This is a genomic window from Flavobacterium sp. KBS0721 (genome assembly GCF_002007065.3).
Taxonomy (GTDB): Bacteria; Bacteroidota; Bacteroidia; order Flavobacteriales; family Flavobacteriaceae; genus Flavobacterium; species Flavobacterium piscis.
The window spans coordinates 2,147,008-2,167,718 of record NZ_CP042170.1 but is presented as its reverse complement, the minus strand read 5'-3'; the positions used below and the strand labels follow the sequence as shown (position 1 = coordinate 2,167,718).

Annotated in this window: 18 protein-coding genes and 1 tRNA gene; 13 read left to right on the top strand and 6 right to left on the bottom strand. The window is 33.3% G+C overall.

Going from position 1 to position 20,711, the window contains the following annotated elements:
- Positions 1–2: 2 nt before the first annotated feature.
- A complete protein-coding gene (locus B0M43_RS09565; protein ID WP_078008544.1) occupies positions 3–1,763 on the top strand; it encodes an STN and carboxypeptidase regulatory-like domain-containing protein in 1,761 nt (586 codons plus the stop codon).
- Positions 1,764–1,813: 50 nt separating this feature from the next.
- Here the strand turns inward: B0M43_RS09565 and B0M43_RS09560 are convergent, their stop codons facing one another.
- Positions 1,814–2,140 carry a hypothetical protein gene (locus B0M43_RS09560; protein ID WP_078008545.1) on the bottom strand — a complete coding sequence of 109 codons (327 nt, stop codon included), beginning with the start codon at positions 2,138–2,140 and terminating at the stop codon, positions 1,814–1,816.
- Between the two features lie 87 nt (positions 2,141–2,227).
- Between B0M43_RS09560 and B0M43_RS09555 the strand changes: the two genes are divergently transcribed.
- From B0M43_RS09555 to B0M43_RS09525, 7 genes are all read left to right on the top strand, one after another.
- Positions 2,228–2,440: a helix-turn-helix domain-containing protein gene (locus tag B0M43_RS09555; RefSeq protein WP_078008546.1), complete on the top strand. Its 213-nt coding sequence runs from the start codon at positions 2,228–2,230 to the stop codon at positions 2,438–2,440.
- A gap of 135 nt (positions 2,441–2,575) precedes the next feature.
- Positions 2,576–3,118: a DUF4494 domain-containing protein gene (locus B0M43_RS09550; RefSeq protein WP_078008547.1), complete on the top strand. Its 543-nt coding sequence runs from the start codon at positions 2,576–2,578 to the stop codon at positions 3,116–3,118.
- Between the two features lie 202 nt (positions 3,119–3,320).
- A complete protein-coding gene (locus tag B0M43_RS09545; RefSeq protein ID WP_078008548.1) occupies positions 3,321–4,850 on the top strand; it encodes a glycosyltransferase family 39 protein in 1,530 nt (509 codons plus the stop codon).
- Between the two features lie 40 nt (positions 4,851–4,890).
- Positions 4,891–5,415, top strand: a complete 525-nt coding sequence (locus tag B0M43_RS09540) for a DUF4269 domain-containing protein (protein ID WP_078008549.1) — start codon at positions 4,891–4,893, stop codon at positions 5,413–5,415.
- 127 nt (positions 5,416–5,542) lie between these two features.
- A tRNA-Met gene (locus tag B0M43_RS09535) sits at positions 5,543–5,615 on the top strand.
- A gap of 510 nt (positions 5,616–6,125) precedes the next feature.
- The gene (locus tag B0M43_RS09530; protein WP_078008550.1) at positions 6,126–7,136 is read left to right on the top strand and encodes an OmpA family protein; all 1,011 of its coding nucleotides are present in this window, start codon (positions 6,126–6,128) and stop codon (positions 7,134–7,136) included.
- 243 nt (positions 7,137–7,379) lie between these two features.
- A complete protein-coding gene (locus B0M43_RS09525) occupies positions 7,380–8,075 on the top strand; it encodes a pseudouridine synthase (RefSeq protein ID WP_078008551.1) in 696 nt (231 codons plus the stop codon).
- 104 nt (positions 8,076–8,179) lie between these two features.
- Here B0M43_RS09525 and B0M43_RS09520 read toward each other — a convergent pair whose 3' ends face one another.
- On the bottom strand, positions 8,180–10,192 hold the full coding sequence (locus B0M43_RS09520; RefSeq protein ID WP_078008552.1) for a M13 family metallopeptidase: 2,013 nt from the start codon (positions 10,190–10,192) through the stop codon (positions 8,180–8,182).
- Positions 10,193–10,959: 767 nt separating this feature from the next.
- Between B0M43_RS09520 and B0M43_RS09515 the strand changes: the two genes are divergently transcribed.
- Positions 10,960–12,054 carry an exopolyphosphatase gene (locus B0M43_RS09515; RefSeq protein ID WP_078008553.1) on the top strand — a complete coding sequence of 365 codons (1,095 nt, stop codon included), beginning with the start codon at positions 10,960–10,962 and terminating at the stop codon, positions 12,052–12,054.
- A gap of 144 nt (positions 12,055–12,198) precedes the next feature.
- Here B0M43_RS09515 and B0M43_RS09510 read toward each other — a convergent pair whose 3' ends face one another.
- Complete coding sequence (locus tag B0M43_RS09510) at positions 12,199–12,504, bottom strand: hypothetical protein (RefSeq protein WP_065449339.1); 306 nt, start codon at positions 12,502–12,504, stop codon at positions 12,199–12,201.
- Positions 12,505–12,848: 344 nt separating this feature from the next.
- On the opposite strand from B0M43_RS09510, the gene B0M43_RS09505 reads away from it, so the two are divergent.
- Positions 12,849–13,337 (top strand): DUF1761 domain-containing protein, encoded by a 489-nt coding sequence (locus B0M43_RS09505; protein WP_078008554.1) that lies wholly within the window; start codon positions 12,849–12,851, stop codon positions 13,335–13,337.
- 118 nt (positions 13,338–13,455) lie between these two features.
- Entirely contained in the window at positions 13,456–14,601 is a 1,146-nt protein-coding gene (locus B0M43_RS09500) for a peptidogalycan biosysnthesis protein (RefSeq protein ID WP_078008555.1), read from the top strand.
- Between the two features lie 246 nt (positions 14,602–14,847).
- Here the strand turns inward: B0M43_RS09500 and B0M43_RS09495 are convergent, their stop codons facing one another.
- On the bottom strand, positions 14,848–15,717 hold the full coding sequence (locus B0M43_RS09495) for a diacylglycerol kinase family protein (protein WP_065449336.1): 870 nt from the start codon (positions 15,715–15,717) through the stop codon (positions 14,848–14,850).
- 66 nt (positions 15,718–15,783) lie between these two features.
- Between B0M43_RS09495 and B0M43_RS09490 the strand changes: the two genes are divergently transcribed.
- Positions 15,784–16,746: an App1 family protein gene (locus B0M43_RS09490; RefSeq protein ID WP_078008556.1), complete on the top strand. Its 963-nt coding sequence runs from the start codon at positions 15,784–15,786 to the stop codon at positions 16,744–16,746.
- Between the two features lie 535 nt (positions 16,747–17,281).
- On the opposite strand, the gene B0M43_RS09485 is transcribed toward B0M43_RS09490, so the two are convergent.
- On the bottom strand, positions 17,282–19,195 hold the full coding sequence (locus B0M43_RS09485; protein WP_078008557.1) for an ABC-F family ATP-binding cassette domain-containing protein: 1,914 nt from the start codon (positions 19,193–19,195) through the stop codon (positions 17,282–17,284).
- Positions 19,196–19,270: 75 nt separating this feature from the next.
- Between B0M43_RS09485 and B0M43_RS09480 the strand changes: the two genes are divergently transcribed.
- On the top strand, positions 19,271–19,654 hold the full coding sequence (locus B0M43_RS09480) for a DUF983 domain-containing protein (protein WP_065449500.1): 384 nt from the start codon (positions 19,271–19,273) through the stop codon (positions 19,652–19,654).
- Here the strand turns inward: B0M43_RS09480 and B0M43_RS09475 are convergent.
- Entirely contained in the window at positions 19,635–20,708 is a 1,074-nt protein-coding gene (locus tag B0M43_RS09475) for an FAD-binding oxidoreductase (RefSeq protein ID WP_078008558.1), read from the bottom strand. The two genes, B0M43_RS09480 and B0M43_RS09475, sit on opposite strands and share 20 nt — an antisense overlap.
- Between the last annotated feature and the right edge of the window lie 3 nt (positions 20,709–20,711).

Sequence of the window (20,711 nt, the reverse complement as noted above, 5' to 3'; positions counted from 1 at the left end):
ATATGCTTAGTAATTCAAGGTTTACTCTTATATCGATTTTATTTATACTTTTTTCAGCTCCTTTTTTTAGTGCTCGTGCCCAATCTATGCTGGATACTCCAATCTCTGTTCAGGCAGATAAAAAACCATTAGGCAAGATTCTGGAAATAATGGAACAAAAAGGAAATTTTCGCTTTGCTTATTACAGTAAGTTAGTCGCAAAAGACAGCCTTGTAAGCATTCATGCTGATCAATCGACCGTAAAAGAAGTTCTTGATCAATTATTAAAAAACAAATATGAATATAAAGAATCAAAAGGATTTATTATTCTGCGTTACGCTCCCTTAGAATTGGCGCTTGTATTAGAAAAAAACAGCGTTGTGGGCGATTATCAGGTTGTAAATGGTTACATTACGGATGTAAAAACCAACAAACGTATAGAAAATGCCAGTGTTTACGAACGGAATGCTTTACAATCTACGCTAACAGATAAGGAAGGTTTTTTTGAATTAAAACTAAAAAATATCCCCCAAACCATCGAGCTGACTGTTGTAAAAGAAAATTATAAAACCATAACCACTATTTTTCTTTCGGAAATTAAGATCCAGATGGGTGCCAGAAAATCAAATGAAGATTATGTCGATGGCGATTTTTCTGCAGTTGAACGAACGGGAATTGGGCGTTTCTTTATTTCTTCGAGACAAAAAATACAATCCCTAAACCTTGGAGGCCTTATATCCGAAGTTCCCGTACAAGCTTCTTTAATTCCCAGTTTGAGTACGCGCGGTATGATGAATTCGCAAATTAACAGTAGTTTCTCCTTAAACTTATTAGGCGGATATACCGGCGGGGTTCGCGGGGTCGAAATGGCCGGACTGTACAATATCAACCGTATGAATGTTCATGCCTTACAAATGGCAGGTTTATTTAATACTGTGGGAGGATCTGTAAAAGGGGTTCAGTTGGCCGGAATCTATAATAATGTATTTGGAGATCTTAACGGTTTGCAAATGAGCGGCATTCATAACAGTGTAAAAGGTTCGCAGATAGGCTTGCAAATATCCGGCATCTACAACCATGTTCAGCTGGATGCTAAAGGCATTCAAATCGCAGCTATTTATAATAATGTAAACGGCTCTCAAAACGGATTGCAAATTTCAGGTATTTATAATGCAGGACATCAACAAGTCCGCGGGATGCAAATCGCGGGATTAAATTATGCCAAAGAATTAGACGGACTCCAGATTGGATTAATTAATATTACGGGGTCACCATCAGGTTATAGTTTTGGATTATTAAACTTTAAAAAAGGTGGTTATCAAAAATTTAGTGTTACACGCAATGAAATTTCGGATATTAATTTAGCCATAAAAACGGGAGATAATAAACTGTACACTATTTTGATGGCAGGAAAAAGCGAAAGAACTAACGAAGAGAAATTAACTTCTTTTGGGTTTGGGTTAGGGAAAAATATCCTGTTAGGAAATCGTCTTACTTATAATCCCGAAATCAGCATTCAATATCTTTATTTAGGAAATTGGGACCGATATAATTTTGTATATAAATTCGATTCTCCGCTTACCTTTCGTGTATTCAAAGGTGTAGCATTATCTGCAGGACCTTCTTTTAATCTTTATTCCTCCGAAAGAAGAGATAAAAACAGCCCGGAAATCAATAATTCTACTTTTGTTCAAAATCGAACAAAACGTTATAATGTAATAAAAGACAATGGCAACGGAATAACAGGATGGGTTGGATGGAGTTTTGGTTTAACCTTATTTTAATAATGTTCTAAAAAAGGCTTTTCCATTTCTTTTTAATCCTTTTTATTAATTTAAGAATCTGAGTTCATCATTTCAGTAATTTCACTTAACAGTTCCAATTCACCAAGAGGAAACATCCCGAGCACAGTTTCTAAAATAAGACTCACATTAATAGCAGGATTTTTTCGGGTCTCCGAAATTTGATGTGCGTCCTGATCCAATGCCAAAACACATAATTTTAGCATCTCGGTAATAATACAGCCCAGCTCATAATAATTGAGTAGATTAATATGAGTTGTACACATCTCTTTTTCGGCAGTAGCCTTATTATTAATATTGTGATGTCTGGCAATTAATTGTTTCAGATTTTCTAGCTTTTTAATTTCAATTGTTTCCATGATAAGCAATTTACCTAGTTATCATAAAAGATAACCTATTTGCACAAATATATAACAAAATTTGAATTATCATAAAAGATAATTAATTTGAAAAAGACCATACAGCAAAAAGTCGGAAAACGAATTCAAGAAATTAGAATTGAGAAGAATATTACGCAACAGGATTTAGCTGCAAAATGCAATTTTGAGAAAAGTAATATGTCCCGATTGGAAAAAGGAAACGCCAATGCAACTCTTTCAACTTTAGAAAAAGTATGCGATGCCTTACAAATAGATTATGTAGAATTATTTAAGTTTTAAAATCTTCCTAAATCACAATCAACAGACATTCAAAACATTACCAAAAAGTAACTAAAATTGTGAATATCTATTTCAGGAAATAAGGGTTTATTTTCCTGTAAAATCTATCTTTGGCATCCTTAAAAATTAATAGAGATGAGCGCAACTTGGTACGAATGCAAAGTAAAATATAGAAAGACTGACGAAACCGGAGGACAAAAAGTTTTAACCGAACCTTATTTGGTTGATGCTTTATCCTATACCGAAGCCGAAAAAAGAATCAATGAAGAGATGGCGGCTTATATTAGTGAAGAATTTAAAATCACAAATATAAAAGTGGCCAATTATGCCGAAATTCATCCTTTTGAAAATGCAGATCGTTGGTTTAAATCGAAAGTTTCATTAATGGCTTATGATGAAGAAAGCGGTAAAGAACGAAAATCGAATATGTATTTGTTAGTGCAGGCAAATGATGTAAGAGAAGCTTACGACAATACGCTTCATGTAATGCAAAGCACGATGGGAGAATATTCGATCCCGGCAGTTTCAGAATCTCCAATTATGGATGTTTTCCCTTATTTCAGCGGTGAAGAAGGAGAAACAGAACAATTAGAAAGATTCAATAAACTAAAAGCTTCAAGACCTATTGAAGTTGAAAAAATCGACCACATGGAATTTGAAGAGGCATCAGAGGAATAAATTTTTCTAAAATTCCAAAAAAGAATAAAATTCCAAATTCCAAAAGGAACTTCAATTCACGATATTGAATTTTTGATAATAGCTTCAGAGAAATCTGGGGCTTTTTTATTATGTAACATATAAGAGAATAAACTGTCTTATTCAGAATTCAAAATAAATTATATATTAGCTTTACCATTAACCAACTACAAACCAAATCTTCATGACCAAAAAAACAATAATCCTGATTGGGTTTATCCTTCTAAAATTTATTTTGCAATATGTACTAATAAGTCCTGAATATGATTTGCAGCGCGATGAATATTTACATCTCGATCAGGCGCATCATTTGGCCTGGGGTTATTTATCGGTTCCGCCCGTAACGTCCTGGATTTCTTATATTATATTTTCATTGGGTAATGGTGTTTTTTGGGTCCGGTTCTTCCCTGCCCTTTTTGGTGCTGTAACACTTTTAATAGTCTGGAAATCTATCGAGGTTTTAAAAGGCAATTTATATGCGCTTGTTTTAGGCGCAAGCTGTATTGTATTTTCATCATTATTACGAATTAATATGCTGTATCAACCCAACTCTTTAGATGTATTGTGCTGGACGGGATTTTATTATACTATGATTCAATACTTTTCAACAGAAAAACCTAAATGGCTTTTTATAAGCGCTATCGTATTTGCTTTAGGTTTTTTAAATAAATACAACATTCTGTTTTTACTCATTGGCCTCTTACCTGCCCTATTGCTATCAAGTCAGAGAAAAGTATTCACAGAGAAAAAACTTTATTTGGCGCTGATTACGGGATTGCTTTTAATACTTCCAAACATTTTATGGCAATACAACAATCATTTTCCTATTGTGCATCATATGAAAGAATTGTCAGCAACACAATTGGTGAATGTAGATCGAACGGGATTTCTAAAAGAACAAGTATTGTTTTTTATAGGTTCTTTCTTTGTTATCATTGCGGCTTTGTATGCTTTGCTGTTTTACAAACCTTTTGCCAGATTCAAATTCTTTTTTGCATCGCTAATTTTTACGCTTGTCATCTTTATGTATTTTAAGGCCAAAGCCTATTATGCAGTTGGCTTATATCCTGTTTATATTGCTTTTGGTGCTGTTTTTCTTTCGCAAATACTGCAAGCAGGCTGGAAACGTTACTTAAAACCAGTATTTATTATCATCCCGTTATTATTTTTTATTCTGATGTACAATCTGTCTTTTCCCAATAAAAGCCCGGAATATTTTATAAAAAATCCTGAAAAATATAAAAAACTAGGAATGCTTCGATGGGAAGACGGAAAAGATCACGATTTACCACAAGATTTTGCCGACATGCTGGGATGGAAAGAGCTCGCCCGAAAAACAGATTCGGTTTATGCCCTAATGCCAAACAAAAAAGAAACCTTAGTGCTTTGCGATAATTACGGACAAGCCGGTGCCATCAATTATTATTCTAAAAAAGGAATAAAAGCGGTTTCTTTTAATGCTGATTATGTCAATTGGTTTGATCTTAACATTCAGTATAAAAACCTCATCCGAATTAAAAATCACGAAGAAAACAGCACTGAATTTAAAGAAACAAGCCCGTATTTTCAAACAGCTACTATTGCAGGCGAAATAACCAATAAATACGCACGCGAGTACAAAACCACTATTTTTGTTTTTACAAAAGCTAAAATCAATATTAATAAAAGAATTGAGGCTGAGATTAAAGAAGAAAAGAATTATATCAAGGAATAAGTAAAAATTCTATTTTAGATTTTTGATTAAAATTACAGCAATGATAGACTTTGGCACTATTGAATATTTAAAAAACGGAAATCAAAAACAACTACAGGCATTTGAAATCTTAACCCGAAATAAGATTTTATTGAATCTTGCTGAATTTGATCCCATTTTGGTCGGAACAATTCCTATCGACATTGATATTGAAAACAGTGATTTGGATATTATTTGCTATTGGAAAGACAAAACCAATTTTATAGAAAAACTAAATTCAGTTTTCGAAAAAGAAAATAATTTCAGCATCAGAGAGGCAATCATTGATAATAAGGAATCTATTATTGCCAACTTCAAAATAGATAATTTTGAAATTGAAGTCTTTGGACAAAACATTCCGACTAAAGATCAAAACGGATACAAACACATGATCATCGAACATGAAATTCTACAATCGAAAGGCAAAAATTTTAGATTAGAGATCATCAAGCTCAAACAAAATGGCTACAAAACCGAGCCTGCTTTTGCTTTTTTATTAGGTTTAAAAGGAGATCCTTATGTAGAATTATTAGACTATAAAATGTAAGCTTTACATTCTACACATTTAAAAGACTATAATTTAAGCATTTACCACAAAAACATCTCAATTTAAAAATAATTCATAATTTTCTTTGCATAACCGTATTTAGTGCTTATCTTTGCACCCGAAACATCGCGGGATAGAGCAGTAGGCAGCTCGTCGGGCTCATAACCCGAAGGTCACAGGTTCGAGTCCTGTTCCCGCTACTAAGACAAAAGCTTCAGAGAAATCTGGAGCTTTTTTTATGGAATAAATTTAGCTCGTCGGGCTCATATCCGCCGCGGCGGACACAGGTTCGAGTCTTCGCCGCGGCGAACTACTAAAATGATTCCTTTGTCAACTTTACTTTGCGTTCACGAACGGTATGCTCGCGCCAGCAAGCAGATTCAGATTTCAGGTGCGAAGTCAGAAAACATTCGCATATCTTTTCAGAAGAACTCTTCGGAGAGCTGTTTTTCTATACTCTAATAAAAGCGCTATCCTTTTTAGCCGGTTCTTTGCGGATAAGACGATACAAACGAATAGCAGAAACACCTTCAAGTAAAATATTATCAAACTCTTTTCTGCATAAATTAATCAAATTTCTGCCTAATTAAGCTGCAACAAAAAAACCATATTATAGAAAATAATTATACCTTAGTACTTACAAAACATCAAGTTACCGAATTTGTAAAGTATATTTTAAAATCGAAAAATGTAAACAGAAAATATAAAAAATGAAAAAAACAGCCCTCGTTGCACTATTAGGAATAGTATTATTTGCTTGTAAAAATGAAAAAAAAGTCGAAACAGTTGAACAAAATGCGGATACAACTAAAACAGCAGCTATAGATAAGAAAACAACATCGACTGAAATAAATTGGGACGAAATGCCCGACTTAAAAAATATTGGAAACTTTCCGTTTATCACTGCTCCATCAGGGCTAGCAATAGCGAATGAGAAAGATGGTGTTTCAGAATTTTTTGATTATGAAACAATGCAAAACTATATCGGAGGTTCTGTTTATACAACCGAGGGTAAATTAGGAATTTTAGCTTTTGAAGGTAAGGGAGGTAAAGATTTTAATCAAAAACTTTTTGATAAAAGTGTTTACGACTATATGGACAAAATTGGTGTAAAAAAAATATATCAAGGTGATTTTCCACAGGATGAAAACGACAAGGCAAAATTAGAAAAAAACATGTGGAGTGGAAAACACGGTACTAGCGGACTTTTGAGAGAAAGTGATTCTCCATTTGCTGTATATGCCTTTAAAAACAATGGAAAAAAATATATGGTAAACATTCAATCCAATTCGGCACAAGGGAATGTTTTTATAATGGAACTTAAGGATTTTGTGCAAACCATAGAAAAGTACTCTGCAGCACAAATGAAAACCGATATTGACAAAACCGGGAAAGCTGTTTTGCATATCAACTTTGATACCGATAAAGCCTCTTTACAAGCAGATGGACAAAAAGCTATTGATGAAATTTTTGCATTACTGGATACCGATCCAAAACTAAAACTATCAATAGAAGGCCACACTGATAATTCTGGCACCGCTGAACGAAACAAAAAGCTTTCAACTGAAAGAGCCAACACTGTAATGTACGCTTTGGCAGGAAAAGGGATTGATATAAAGCGACTAAAAGCATCTGGATTTGGTGCTGAAAAACCTTTAAAAACTAATAATTCAGAAGAAAATAAAGCAGAAAATCGAAGAGTAGAATTAGTTAAAATCTAATAGGTAGAAATATCAGAATTATTCCGAGAAAATATAACCCGTTGCCAAAACAAAAGCTTCAGAGAAATCTGCAGCTTTTTTTAATTTTTGCCTTATGTTGAATATTTCATAAAATACATTACTGCTACAAAGAGACTTTCGAGTCTCTTTTTTATTTTCCAATCTAAAATAAAAAAGGAAAAGCATAGAATTAAAATAAGCAATAAAAGCGATTTTACTCGAAATCTCTTTTACTTTTGCCGAATGTTAGAAATTCTTTACCAAGACGAATATATTGTCGCAATTAACAAACCAAGCGGGTTGCTGGTTCACAAATCATTTTATGCGCGAGATGCAAAGGTGTATGCTATTCAGGAATTGAGAAATCAAATAGGACAACACGTTTACCCCGTTCATCGGTTAGATCGCAAAACATCTGGTGTCTTATTATTTGCCTTGGATAAGGATGTTTTGAAAATTATGAATGATCGTTTTGCTACACGCGAAGTCGAAAAAAAATATTTGGCCATTTTACGTGGCTGGTCACCCGAAGAACTAACGATTGATTATGACTTAACCAATGATGATGACATTACACAAAATGCCATAACCTACTTTCATCGTTTGCAAAATGCCGAAGTTGAGCTAGAATTTAACAATAAACCAACGTCACGATATTGTTTGGTAGAAGCGATTCCTGAAACGGGACGTATGCATCAATTACGAAAACATTTCAAGCATATTTTTCATCCTATTTTAGGAAGTCGTCCGCATGGTTGTAACAAACAAAATAAGTTATGGCTGGAGAATTATAATCTGACCGGAATGATGCTTCATGCGCATCAGTTAGTTTTTAATCATCCAATAAAGAATGAACAACTAATCCTGAATGCAAAGATTAATGAAGAGTTCAGCAGAGTTGGTACTGTTCTTAATCTGGATTTGAGTAAGTATAAATAGGAGATTTTATAAAATTTATAATTTCGAAGAAACAAAAAAAATGCGCAAATTTCTCTGTGAGATTTGCGCATTTTTTCATGGAAATACTTCAGAAAGTTGGATTATTACCAAATTGTTATTCTGTCTTTCTTCGGTAAAAACATTTTATCTCCCGGTTGCACATTAAATGCATTATAAAAAGGCGTGGTATTCATTAGCGGACCATTAACACGCCAATTTGGTGGAGAATGCGGATTATTGTTAATCCACAAACGCAGGAATTCGTCTTTCATTTTTACTCTCCATATTTTGGCTATAGAAATAAAGAAGCGCTGGTCTGGAGTAAAACCATCAATTTTTGTATTTCCTTTTCCTTGTTCGGTCATTTTAAAAGCATCATAAGCAACTGCTATTCCGGCAATATCTGCTGTATTTTCGCCAACTGTCATGGCGCCATTAATATGTAAATCGCCTAAAACCGTATAGGTACTGTACAAATCAATAACCTGTTGTATTCTTGATTTAAACTGCGCATAATCCTCTTTTGTCCACCAGTCTTTTAGGTTTCCATCTTTATCATATTGAGCCCCCTGATCATCAAAAGTGTGCGTTATTTCGTGACCTATAACCATTCCGATACCTCCATAGTTAAGGGCATCATCTGCATTATTATCAAAATATGGGGCTTGTAAAATACCTGCAGGAAAAACAATTTCATTTGCAGTAGGGTTATTATATGCCGTTACCGTTGGAGGCGTAGTATACCATTCTGATTTATCGACTGGTTTGCCCAATTTTGCCAATTGAAATTGATATGCAGCTGTAGCGGCCGAAACCATATTCTCAAAATACGTATTCCTTGCTATGTCTACCTTACTATAGTCTTTCCATTTATCCGGATATCCTATTTTCTTAGTCATGGCTGCCAATTTTTCTTTTGCTTTTTGTTTCGTAGCCTGACTCATCCATTCCAGATTATCAATTCTTTTTGCGTAGGCTTTTTGCAGATTATTCACCAGAACTAACATTCGTTTTTTAGCATCTTCTGAAAAATATTTTTTTACATACAATTCAGCCAATGCTTCGCCTAAGTTATTGTCAAGGACATTTGCCATTTTTTCGCCACGTGTTTTTTGAACAGCCTGACCAGAAAGCACTTTGGTATACTCAAATGAGGCATCTGCAAAAGGCTTACTTAAATCATCTGCATATCTTTCTAAAGAATTTGCTTTCAGATAAATTTTCCAATTATTAATTGGGATTGTTTTTAAGAGCTTATTTACGGCATCATAATAGGCAGGCTGACCAACATTAATGAAATCGGTTTTAGCACCTAAATTATTTAAAAAAGTAGTCCAGTCGATGTTCGGATGTCTTTTTACAAGATCTGTCACAGCTATTTTATTATAATTTGCCTGCACATCACGAAGTTCAACTTTTGTTTTATGCGAAATGGCGAGTTGTTTGTCAATATCGTAAACCAAATCAGCATTCTTTTCAGCCTCTTTGGCATTGCTGCCGGTTTGTTGAAATAATGTAGCAAGGTATTTCTTGTACGATTTCTGTATAGCAACAGTTGAAGCATCTGATTTAAAATAATAATCTCTGTCCGGCAAACCAATACCCGTTTGATAGATTTCAGCAATGTTCATACTGCTGTTTTTCTGATCGGGTGACACTCCAAAAGCTATAATAGAAGGATTGTTAACCTTTGCCTGATTAACTACAAAGTTCATTAAGGACGGTAAATCGCTAATTGCTTCAATTTTAGCAAGTAGCGGTTTAATAGGTTCATAACCGCGTTTATCAATCGTTACAGTATCCATACCTGATGCATAAAAATCTCCTACCTTTTGTGCTATACTTCCCTCCGGATTTTTGCTTTGCGAAATACTGTCTAATATTCCTTGCAGGCGCATTCGCTGCGGATAATTCATAAACATATAGGCGCCAACGCCGGCTTGAGATGCAGGTATTGCTACAGAATCATACCATTTACCATTTACATATCTAAAAAAATCATTACCGGGTCGCAATGTAGAATCTATTCCGGTGATCGCAATATTTTTTTTTGTTTCATGTTTTGAGCACGCTGTAAAAGCTAAGAGTACAAGGGAGAGCAATAGGATTTTTTTCATAATCTGGATGGTTTCTATTAAAATGAACTGAAAAAGGTTTTAAAGCAGCTATATTAAAATATATGCCTGGTATAGTTAATTTAGCAGAACAATATACGAATTCAGTTTTTAATTCTAAAGTTTTTGTAGAATTACTACTTATAAAAGTCAGAATTATAAGTAATTATTTATCACTAATATAGTGTAATCAGGTATAACGTTTTAGGACTATATTCGATTTAAAACTAAATTAATCCCGTTATTCGGATTTGCTAGAATCATTCCAAGTACAAAATCAACGACGGAAATCTTGGAATAAAATAACTTTTGTGATATTTTATCATCTACAAGACAGTTCCAAAATTATACTATTGGCGCAACTAAGACAAAGCTTCAGAGAAATCTGGAGCTTTTTTTTATTTAAAAAATATAAGCTAGTTTCAAAAAAATACAGAAAATCAAAGAATTCAAAACGATTTCAACAAAAACGCTTCTTACAACAAAGCAAAAACAATATTCATTATTTACAAATTATCCGTGAATATCATTCTTTTTCAGCACATTAGAAATATAAAATCATCTTTCCTTAATTCAAAAATATCCTTATAATAATTAAATGCCATATTTTCTAATAACTGCATTTATGTTAGTAAATGTTTTTATAAATTTGCGATCTCATATTGAAACCTGTTATTTTCAATATAAAATTATGACTTTCATATAAATACCACATATAATTATTTTAAAGTCAGTTATTCAAAATTATAGTATAACCATAATTAAATCCAATGTTTAAAACAAACAAGCCCCAGATTTTATTTTTTATTCTTTTAAATTTATTTTTTTCCATTAACTCATTTTCTCAAAAAAATGTTTATGTTGGAATTGAAATCGGACGCAGAGCAATAAAAACTTCAGTCCTTGAGATCAATAACATCAAGAAAGCAGACTATAAAATTCTTTATTTTTCGAATGAAAGAATTAGTCTTGCAGAACATATTGCCAGTTTTGGCGAACTACCTCAGGAAGACATCAACAAAACCAGTATTATAGTGGCTGATCAATTGAGGAAAGTAAGAGCCGACTTTAAAATTACTGAAGCAAATATATTTATAGTAGCTTCTCCCGTTTTTTCATCTGCCCGTAACATTGATGTTTTAAGAAATAAAATTACAACTCTTACCAGCAAAAGTTTTGACATAATCAACGTTGACGAAGAAGCTAAAATACTAGTTAAAGGTGCTATACCGCCTGTTGATTACGCTAATGCCATATTGCTGGACATTGGTGCCCAAACTACTAAGGGCGGATATATTGATGAACTTGAAGATAACAAATTAGAGTTTATTCCTTTAGAACTTGATTTTGGTACAATGACACTTACAGATGCTGTAAAAAAGACTGTTGTAAATCCAAGCCAAGCCAATGATATGTCGACATATCAGGAAAAGTCTTTTGATTTTAATACCGTTTTACGTAAGAAAATCAAAGAAATGCTTGATGCAAATCCTCTTTTATTAAAGAAAGAAAAAATTTATTTATCAGGAGGAGCAGTATGGGCTTTTTCAACGCTGTATTATAATGAAAACGTTAAAGATCATTATGTTGCTTTAACCTTAGAAGACGTTATTAATTACGATGCAATCCTGAAGAATAATTTCACCAAGTACAATAACCTTGCTAAGACGAATACAGAAATAGAAAGAGTTTTGAAAACATACGACCAGAAATACCTTATTTCTGCCAACAACATCTTAGCAAATTTCCTGGAAAGTATGCCTAATTTGGCAACAAAGAAAATATACTTTGTAAAAGACGGACAAGTAACCTGGCTGATGTCATACATTGCAGACCGTTCTAAGAAAGTAAATACTAATTTTTAAGATCTCACTTATAAACCGTATTTGTTTTTTACACACAAAATGTATAATCCAGAATAGTAGAATAAAAAGATATTAAAAGCTCAAACAAAAAAAGACTGCTCTAAAATTTAGAACAGTCTTTTTTTTATAATCATAAGCATTGACTTAAGCCATAAACAAAGCATACTTATTATAATTATACAAGACTTGGTCATAAGGAACTAAAGTTGTTGCTACTTTTTCTGATGAAGCTTTAAATACGATTCCGTTATGTTTTCTAAACAAATAAATCTCTTTTAGGCAATTCGACAAACTTTGATGAATTGCTGTGGTAAAAATCGGTAATTGCTTATCGCCTACCAACAAATCGATTTGGTAATTAGAACTACTTTTAGACAAGTTATTACCTATTATTCTGATCGTAAATGTAGTTGATTTACCGTATTGCTCACCTTGATATTGTACTACCATAATTTTATAATTAAAAAGGTTAGATTATTTTTTCGTTCAATTTTATTATGCAAATTGATGAATTAAAGTTATAAAAAAAAAGCAAATTCTTAAAAAATAAGCTCTTAATTATATATTATTTTTTTATCCGAAGAAATAAGGTTTTTCCATCCCTATTTAAAGAAAAATGCTGTACGAATTATTGCATACAATTTAAAACACATTTTCAAGAATAGAATTATAGATTAACAAATACAAAATAATGGCAATCAACATAGTAACCTTATAATATTGCATCAACTAAAATACTTTTATCTTTACTTTTTTGTTTAAATTTGAACAACTAATCTAAAAACCCTAATCTCATGGAAATGAATTTCTTACCATTTTTTATTTCGGCATTAACTACTCTTATTACCGGTTTTATCTGGTATAATCCTAAAGTCTTCGGAACGGTCTGGATGAGAGAGGCCGGGCTAACATCAGAAGCTCTGAAAAACGGAAATATGATTAAAATTTTCGGACTCACTTACATCTTTTCTTTAATGATGACTATGATTATCTCAGCATTAACAATTCACCAGTCCGGAGCAGTAGGAATGGTTGGCGGACCTCCTTTGATAGAAACCGCAAAACCTTCATTCGCTGCTTTTATGGCCGATTACGGAACTGCATATCGTACTTTTAAACATGGAGCTCTTCATGGTTTTATATCGGGTTTATTTTTTGCTTTTCCAATGCTGGCTATTAATGGTTTATTCGAAAGAAAATCCTGGAAATATATTTTTATCAATTCCGGATACTGGATTTTAACCCTAACATTAATGGGCGGAATTATATGTGCGTATGCATAATACCAAAAACAACAACCCGTTTGAAATTTACCATTCAAACGGGTTTTTCTTAATAATAACTTAAACCGGACGAGTTATTATAAATATTACCTAATTTTGAAAAAATTAGCTTACACTTTTGAATACAACATATTCTTTTAAGATTTACAACAGCACATCATCATTGCCTTTAGAATGGAATTCGCTGGCTGTAAATAATATTTTTTTGACCAGAGAATATCTCGAAGTACTGGAAAATTCTTCTCCGGTAAATATGATTTGTCATTTTATTGGGATTTTCAATGAAGATAAACTCGCAGGAATTGCCCTGACCCAGTTTTTATTTGCAGAAAAACTCGATTCTTTTGGAGAACGCGATCAGTGCCTAAAAACTTCTGTGCGTAATTTTGCTTTCAAAAACTTCGCATCGCATGTATTATTCGTCGGCAACAATATGCTTACGGGACAAAATGCTTTTGCTTTTGATAGCGCTACAAAGCAGTCAAAAGCAATTAAAGCACTTCATAAAGCAATTAACCAGCTTAAAAAAGACCTGAAAGCGAGCGGAAAAAAGGTACACATTACGAGTATAAAAGATTTTACCGTAGCAGAAATTGAACCCTTACAAGCGGAATTCAAGAATAATTATACCTTTTCGACCCAGCCCAATATGATTTTTGAAATCAATAAAAACTGGACAACTGAGCAGGATTATATTGATGCTTTATCAAAAAAATATCGCGATCAGTACAAACGTGCCCGCAAAAAAGCTGACGGAATAAGAAAGCAGAAAATGTCTCTTGAAGATATTAAAAAATACGAAGATGTTATTTACGATTTGTACTTTCATGTGGCCAAAAATGCTCCTTTCAACACTTTTTTCTTAGCCCGAAATCATTTTAGTTTTTTTAAAGAAATCATGCAGGATAACTTTTTGTTTTATGGATATTTTTTAGACGAAAAACTAATAGGTTTCAATACACTAATTAAAAACGGAAATACAATAGACACCTACTTTTTAGGTTATGATGAAACCATTCAGCGTGAAAAAATGTTGTATCTCAATATGCTGTACGACATGATCGCCTATTCAATCAATCAGGGTTTCTCTGACATTGTCTTTGCTCGTACTGCACTTGAAATTAAAAGTTCTGTAGGTGCAAAACCCTTAAAAATGTACGGATTAATTACGCACAGCAATGCTTTGATCAATCATAATATTGCCAAATTGTTTAATTATCTTGAGCCTAAAACAGACTGGCAGGAAAGAAATCCTTTTAAATAAATAGCCTTTACAAATAACTAAACTCAATGTCGCTCCCATGGAGCTATTGTAATATTGTTATCTAATTTTCTATAAATATTACGCCCTTACAGGGCTAATTCTAAAAATAGCTCTATAGGAGCGTCATATTTATAGCTACATATAAGTGTTAAATCTTTAGCCCCATCTGGGCGACATATTAAATTTTCCAGTTACTTGCCAAGATCCCTCGTTTCTTGGAATGACAAAAGTATGCAGCTTTACTTTTTAAGGAATCGCAATTTTCATTTGTTTGTGCAGAATATGAATGTCTAACGAAGTCTGTGCGCCACAATATTCTCCATCAATCTGAAAATTCACAGGGTAATTTGTTTTTATAGTCGCTTTATCTGTCGAAATAATCACAATATCATCAGAGTCAATGGGCATATTTCCGGTAATGATTTTTCCAAGTAATAATATATCAAGGCTTTTTAGAATCACTAATTCAAATCTTCCATCGTTCATCGCGCCATTTGGATTAATTGTCACGCCGGTTCCGTACTTTTTAGAATTGGCTATTACAATCATTCTTGCCGTATGCTCAACCGTTTCTTTATTTGCTGTAATTGTGGCAACAAAAGGTTCGTTCGAATCAGCAAGAGTATTGTAAGCCTGCAAAGCGTATCCCCAAATTCCTCTCAGATTACTTTGTTCGTAGTTTTTAACCAAATCGGCATTAAGACCAATATCGCTTAAATGGATACTTTTTTTACCGTTGATGCAAATCATGTCCATTTCGATATAACGGCTTAGAAAGGCAATTTTAAGGTTCTCTTCAATTGTACTAGGTAAATTAAGATCTACAGATAAACCATTTGCCGAGCCAGCAGGCAAAATACCAATAATAACATCAAACTGCTCTACGGCTTCGGCAACCATTTTTATAGTTCCGTCTCCGCCTGCTACTATAATACGCTCAGGTTGCAATTGATTATAAAGTGATTGTATTTCTTTTTGGTCACTTTTGCCCGTAGTTTCGTAAACTTTCAGGTCAAAATTATTCGTAGTTGCAAATTCTTCTACAGCCTCAATCAAATCTGATTTATCAAGGTCTCCGGAAATAGGGTTTACAACAAATATGATATTCTTTTTCAAAGTTTTATTTTTAAAGTCAATTAAAATAATTAATTTACAGCATCTATCTATAAATATACGCAATTAATGAAACCAATTTTACAATTATATCGAGGTTATGCCAATGAACAAGAATTAATTGTAATGGGCCACGTTTTTAAAAGAACGTATGACTATGATTTTCAGAAGAAAAACCTAAAAAATGCACGTTCAATTATCAATCAGTTCAGGATAAAAACGCTTGAAAATTTTGATATTTATCTAAAGTGCGGTAATCACGAAATTCATACCAAAACGTTAGACGATGGTTATTTTAAGTTTTGTATTCCGCTTGATACCGAAACTGATTTTGGATGGATGGAATATGAAGTGAGCCTTAAAGATGAAAATGAGACTATAACCGAAAAAGGCAGTTTCATTAGACCTCATAAAGGAAAACTGGGAATTATATCTGATATCGATGATACTTTTTTGATTTCGCATACGCAGAATTTCTTTAAAAAAATCTATATTCTTTTATTTAAAAATGTAAACGACCGCAAGGTTTTTACAGATGTTGTACCGCATTATCAGGCTTTGAGTTCGGCAGGAAGAAACAATAAAGAAGAAGAAAATGCTTTTTTTTATGTTTCAAGCAGCGAATGGAATTTATATCGTTTTATTGTAAAATTTACTAAAATACACAAACTACCCAGAGCTGTAATTTTATTGAAAGATATTAGAAGAGGCATCACCGACTTTTTTATGAGCGGACGCGGAAATCACGACCATAAGTTTGATAAAATAAAACACGTTCTGGAGTTTTATCCCAATCTTAAATATGTTTTATTAGGTGATGATTCGCAACACGATCCTGTTTTGTACGAACGAATCTGCAAAATATTTCCTGTTACAGTAAAAGCAGTTTATATTAGGCAAACTGGCAAACGTCAAAAAGAAGCGACGAAAAAAATCATGAAAAATCTAGAGGCTTTAGAGGTTTCTGTTTGCTATTATAAAAATAGCAGTGAAGCTATTATGCATTCTAAAAGCATTGGGCTTATTCAGTAGTGCTTTTTAGTGAAATGCGAATAGTATTTCGTTTATGGCACGCGGATGATACGGGTTTTAACTGATTTTCGCAGGTTTTTTTGTATTTTCTCAGAAACTAGAGGAATAGTAAACGGACGACGTAAGTTATCGTGTTTTTGTCATCTCGACCGAAGGGAGAGATCACACACGAAACTCTACAAAGATTGGCGATTTTGTATGCGGCATTTCTAGTGTGATCTCTCCCTTCGGTCGAGATGACAAACTTTGTGTAAACTGTTGACTGAAACTGAAAACTGCGACTGAAAACTATACCTCCTAGCCCAGATTGAAGAGGAAAGCCCGGAGCAAAAAAAAATGGATTTCTTGTTAAAAAAAAGCGACTGAAAGAACCTCTTTCTGCAACATTAGAAATGCTTTTTTTGTGTCCCGATAGCTATCGGGATGAAACGGAAAGCTGGATTAGCTCCTAAAAACTAAAAAACCTTTGTCAAAGCTTAAAAACTTTAACAAAGGTTCTATAAAAACGGTGACTGCCACTGAGACTGAAAACTAATTAAGCATTAAGATTATCAATTTCTTCCTGAACAACTTCCCAGTCCAAAAGGAGTTGATCTAAATCTTTTTTCTTTTTGTTGTATGCGGTAAAGAAGGAAGCATCTTCAATATGTTTATCATAATTAGAAAGCAACAATTTATCGTCGTGTTGAATGTCTTTCTCTAATTGTTTGATCTGACTTTCGACCTTACTTAATTTGTTTTGTAATGCTTTACCTTTTTTCTGATCTTCGTAAGAAGTTTTATTACTTTCTTTAGGAGCAGCGGCTTTCGCCACATCTTTTTTCTCGACTTCACGCATGTTTTCGAGATTGCGTTGTTCTAAGAAATAATTGATGTCTCCTAAATATTCTTTTATTTTTTGATCTTTGAATTCGTAAACGATATTCGACATTCCCTGAAGGAAATCTCTATCATGAGAAACCAATAATAAAGTTCCACCAAATTTTTGAAGCGCGGCTTTTAGAACGTTCTTAGATTTAATATCTAAGTGATTAGTAGGCTCATCCATAAGCAAAACATTGATAGGCTGTAACAACAACTTACAAAGTGCCAAACGGTTACGCTCGCCTCCTGAAAGTACTTTTACTTTTTTCTCGACATCATCGCCACGGAATAAAAATGATCCTAACATATCACGAACTTTAGATCGGTTGGTGTCCATTGCCGCATCTTCCATGGTTTGAAGCAAAGTAATTTCACCATCAAGATATTCGGCCTGATTTTGAGCAAAGTAACCCAACTGAACGTTATGACCTAATTTGATATTTCCCTGATATTCGAATTCGTTTACAATAGCTTTGATAAAGGTTGACTTTCCTTGTCCGTTCTGACCCACAAAAGCAATTTTACTTCCGCGTTCTACCAGTAAATCAATATCTTTTAAAATAACTTTATCGCCGTAAGCTTTTGTAACATGTTCAGCTTCTACCACTACTCTTCCTGGTTCTTTTGAAACGGGGAAAGAAATATTCATAACCGAATTGTCGTCTTCATCAACTTCAATTCGTTCTACTTTGTCTAATTTTTTAATCAATGATTGCGCCATTGAAGCTTTTGAGGCTTTTGCACGGAATTTCTCAATTAACTTTTCTGTTTCTTCAATTTTCTTTGCCTGATTTTTTTGAGTTGCCAATTGCTTCTCGCGAATTTCATGACGTAATTCTAAATATTGAGAATATGGTTTATTGAAATCGTACGCTTTTCCTAATGAAATCTCGATGGTACGATTCGTAACATTATCAAGGAACATTTTATCGTGCGAAACGATTACTACAACTCCGGGATAATTACGAAGAAAACCCTCTAACCAAATAATACTTTCTATATCCAAGTGATTCGTAGGCTCATCCAGAAGCAAAACATCATTGGATTGTAATAATAGTTTCGCCAACTCGATACGCATTCTCCAACCTCCTGAAAATGTTTCGGTTTGGTTATTAAAAACTTCTCTTTTGAAACCCAATCCTAAAAGAATTTTCTCTGTATCACCTACATAATTGTAACCTCCAAGAAGTTCAAAACGATGTGTATAATCAGATAAGTCTTCGATGATCTGGCTGTATTCTTCACTTTCATAATCGGTTCTGGTAACCAATTGATGATTGATTTGTTCTAGTTTTTTTTCAACAATTTTTATCTCTGTAAAAGCTTCATAAGCTTCTTCAAGAACAGTTCGTCCTTGCTCAAAATCGATATCCTGACGTAAAAACCCCATTCTGATATCTTTCTCCTGAGAAATAACTCCTGAATCTGGTGCAAAATCTCCTGCCAGCATTTTAAGCATAGTTGATTTTCCCGCACCGTTTTTACCAACAAGACCAACTCGGTCTCCGGCACCTAAACGAAAAGTAACTTCTTCGAATAAATAAGTACCACCAAAAGAAACCGATAAATTGTGTATATTAAGCATGTAATGTTATTTTATAACTAATTGATTGTGTAAATTTACACTCCCAAATCAATGGGTAATTTTAATTTTTTGCAAATGTTAAAAAAAGGATCGAAACTAAATAGTATTTTAACAGGAAGTTGTCCAAAATGCCAAAAAGAAAGCATGTATTCAGACAAAAATCCGCTTCACCTGACTAAAGTTCTAAAAATGAACGACCATTGCAGTCATTGTGGATTTAAATATCAAATTGAACCATCGTTTTTTTATGGTGCGATGTATGTAAGTTACGGATTGAATGTTGCCGTAGGAATTGCTGCTTTTATTATTTCGTTTGTTTTTTTTAAAGCTACAATCGAAGAATCATTTATCGCAATAGTAATTGCCCTGATCGTATTGTTTCCTTTTGTTTTACGACTTTCAAGAAATCTTTACATTAATATGTTCGTTTCTTATGATCCTAAGGCCGGTCAGAAATAAGACTTTTTAGATATCTCTTATGAAATCTTTTAATATCAATTTCACGAGTTAAAGGAATTCCATTTTCGATGTAATCATATAATACTTTTGCCATTGATGGCCCAAGCATTACTCCTCGTGTTCCTAATCCGTTCAGAATATGGAGTGATTTAAACTCCTCATGTGATCCTATCAAAGGTCTTCTGTCTTTTACTGTAGGACGAACTCCGCCATAATGCTCTACAATTTCAAAATCGCAATTAACAATTTCTTTAATTCGATCTATTAATTCCTGTTTTCCTGCTTCGGTAGGTAAATCGGTCTTATCTTCCCAGTTATAAGTTGCCCCTACTTTAAACAAATCATTACCCATTGGCAATATAAAGACGCTTGTGTTCATAATAACATCCAGATCTAAATCGGGAGCTTTTATTACAAACATCTCACCTTTTGTACCATCAAGTGGTAAATAATTAAAAAAAGGATTTTTATGCAATCCGAATCCTTCTGCAAAAACAATATTGCGCGCCTTAATATTTTTATATTGAATTCCATCATCGAAGAACTCAATATAACCATAATCAAAAAACTGATTTAAAAGCAAATCATTCTCTTGCAAATATTCTCTGTACGTATCCAAAAGAAGCATTGTATCTACATAACCGGTATGCAGTACTTCACCATAATCATAAGGAGAATCGATTCCTTTATATTTTTTTGATATTATTTTTGTAGATAAAAATGGTGCCAGATTTATTTTATCCGAAGCCGCAAACCAATTGTTTTGTTCTTCTATAGAAAAAAATTTCCTAAGTATAGGAAGCTTAAAATTAAACTTGGTTTGTAGTTTTGATTCTATATGATCATAAAAATCATTCATGATAACCAATTGTTCCTGTGCATTCCAAACTTCGCTAAATCTCTTTAATATAACCGGATTATAAAAACCTCCGGCAACTCTTGAAGATACCTGAGACATATTATCTACTATTAAAATAGATTTATTGTTTTTTAGGGCAATTTCTGCAAAAGAAATTCCGGCCAATCCGGATCCGACAATTAAATAATCTAACATGTG

Excerpts from the sequence above, each read along its gene's own strand:
- B0M43_RS09565 (WP_078008544.1), top strand. The coding sequence starts at position 3 with ATGCTTAGTAATTCAAGGTTTACTCTTATATCGATTTTATTTATACTT.
- B0M43_RS09560 (WP_078008545.1), bottom strand. The coding sequence starts at position 2,140 with ATGGAAACAATTGAAATTAAAAAGCTAGAAAATCTGAAACAATTAATT.
- B0M43_RS09550 (WP_078008547.1), top strand. The coding sequence starts at position 2,576 with ATGAGCGCAACTTGGTACGAATGCAAAGTAAAATATAGAAAGACTGAC.
- B0M43_RS09545 (WP_078008548.1), top strand. The coding sequence starts at position 3,321 with ATGACCAAAAAAACAATAATCCTGATTGGGTTTATCCTTCTAAAATTT.
- B0M43_RS09540 (WP_078008549.1), top strand. The coding sequence starts at position 4,891 with ATGATAGACTTTGGCACTATTGAATATTTAAAAAACGGAAATCAAAAA.
- B0M43_RS09530 (WP_078008550.1), top strand. The coding sequence starts at position 6,126 with ATGAAAAAAACAGCCCTCGTTGCACTATTAGGAATAGTATTATTTGCT.
- B0M43_RS09525 (WP_078008551.1), top strand. The coding sequence starts at position 7,380 with ATGTTAGAAATTCTTTACCAAGACGAATATATTGTCGCAATTAACAAA.
- B0M43_RS09520 (WP_078008552.1), bottom strand. The coding sequence starts at position 10,192 with ATGAAAAAAATCCTATTGCTCTCCCTTGTACTCTTAGCTTTTACAGCG.
- B0M43_RS09515 (WP_078008553.1), top strand. The coding sequence starts at position 10,960 with ATGTTTAAAACAAACAAGCCCCAGATTTTATTTTTTATTCTTTTAAAT.
- B0M43_RS09510 (WP_065449339.1), bottom strand. The coding sequence starts at position 12,504 with ATGGTAGTACAATATCAAGGTGAGCAATACGGTAAATCAACTACATTT.
- B0M43_RS09505 (WP_078008554.1), top strand. The coding sequence starts at position 12,849 with ATGGAAATGAATTTCTTACCATTTTTTATTTCGGCATTAACTACTCTT.
- B0M43_RS09490 (WP_078008556.1), top strand. The coding sequence starts at position 15,784 with ATGAAACCAATTTTACAATTATATCGAGGTTATGCCAATGAACAAGAA.
- B0M43_RS09485 (WP_078008557.1), bottom strand. The coding sequence starts at position 19,195 with ATGCTTAATATACACAATTTATCGGTTTCTTTTGGTGGTACTTATTTA.
- B0M43_RS09480 (WP_065449500.1), top strand. The coding sequence starts at position 19,271 with ATGTTAAAAAAAGGATCGAAACTAAATAGTATTTTAACAGGAAGTTGT.
- B0M43_RS09475 (WP_078008558.1), bottom strand. The coding sequence starts at position 20,708 with ATGTTAGATTATTTAATTGTCGGATCCGGATTGGCCGGAATTTCTTTT.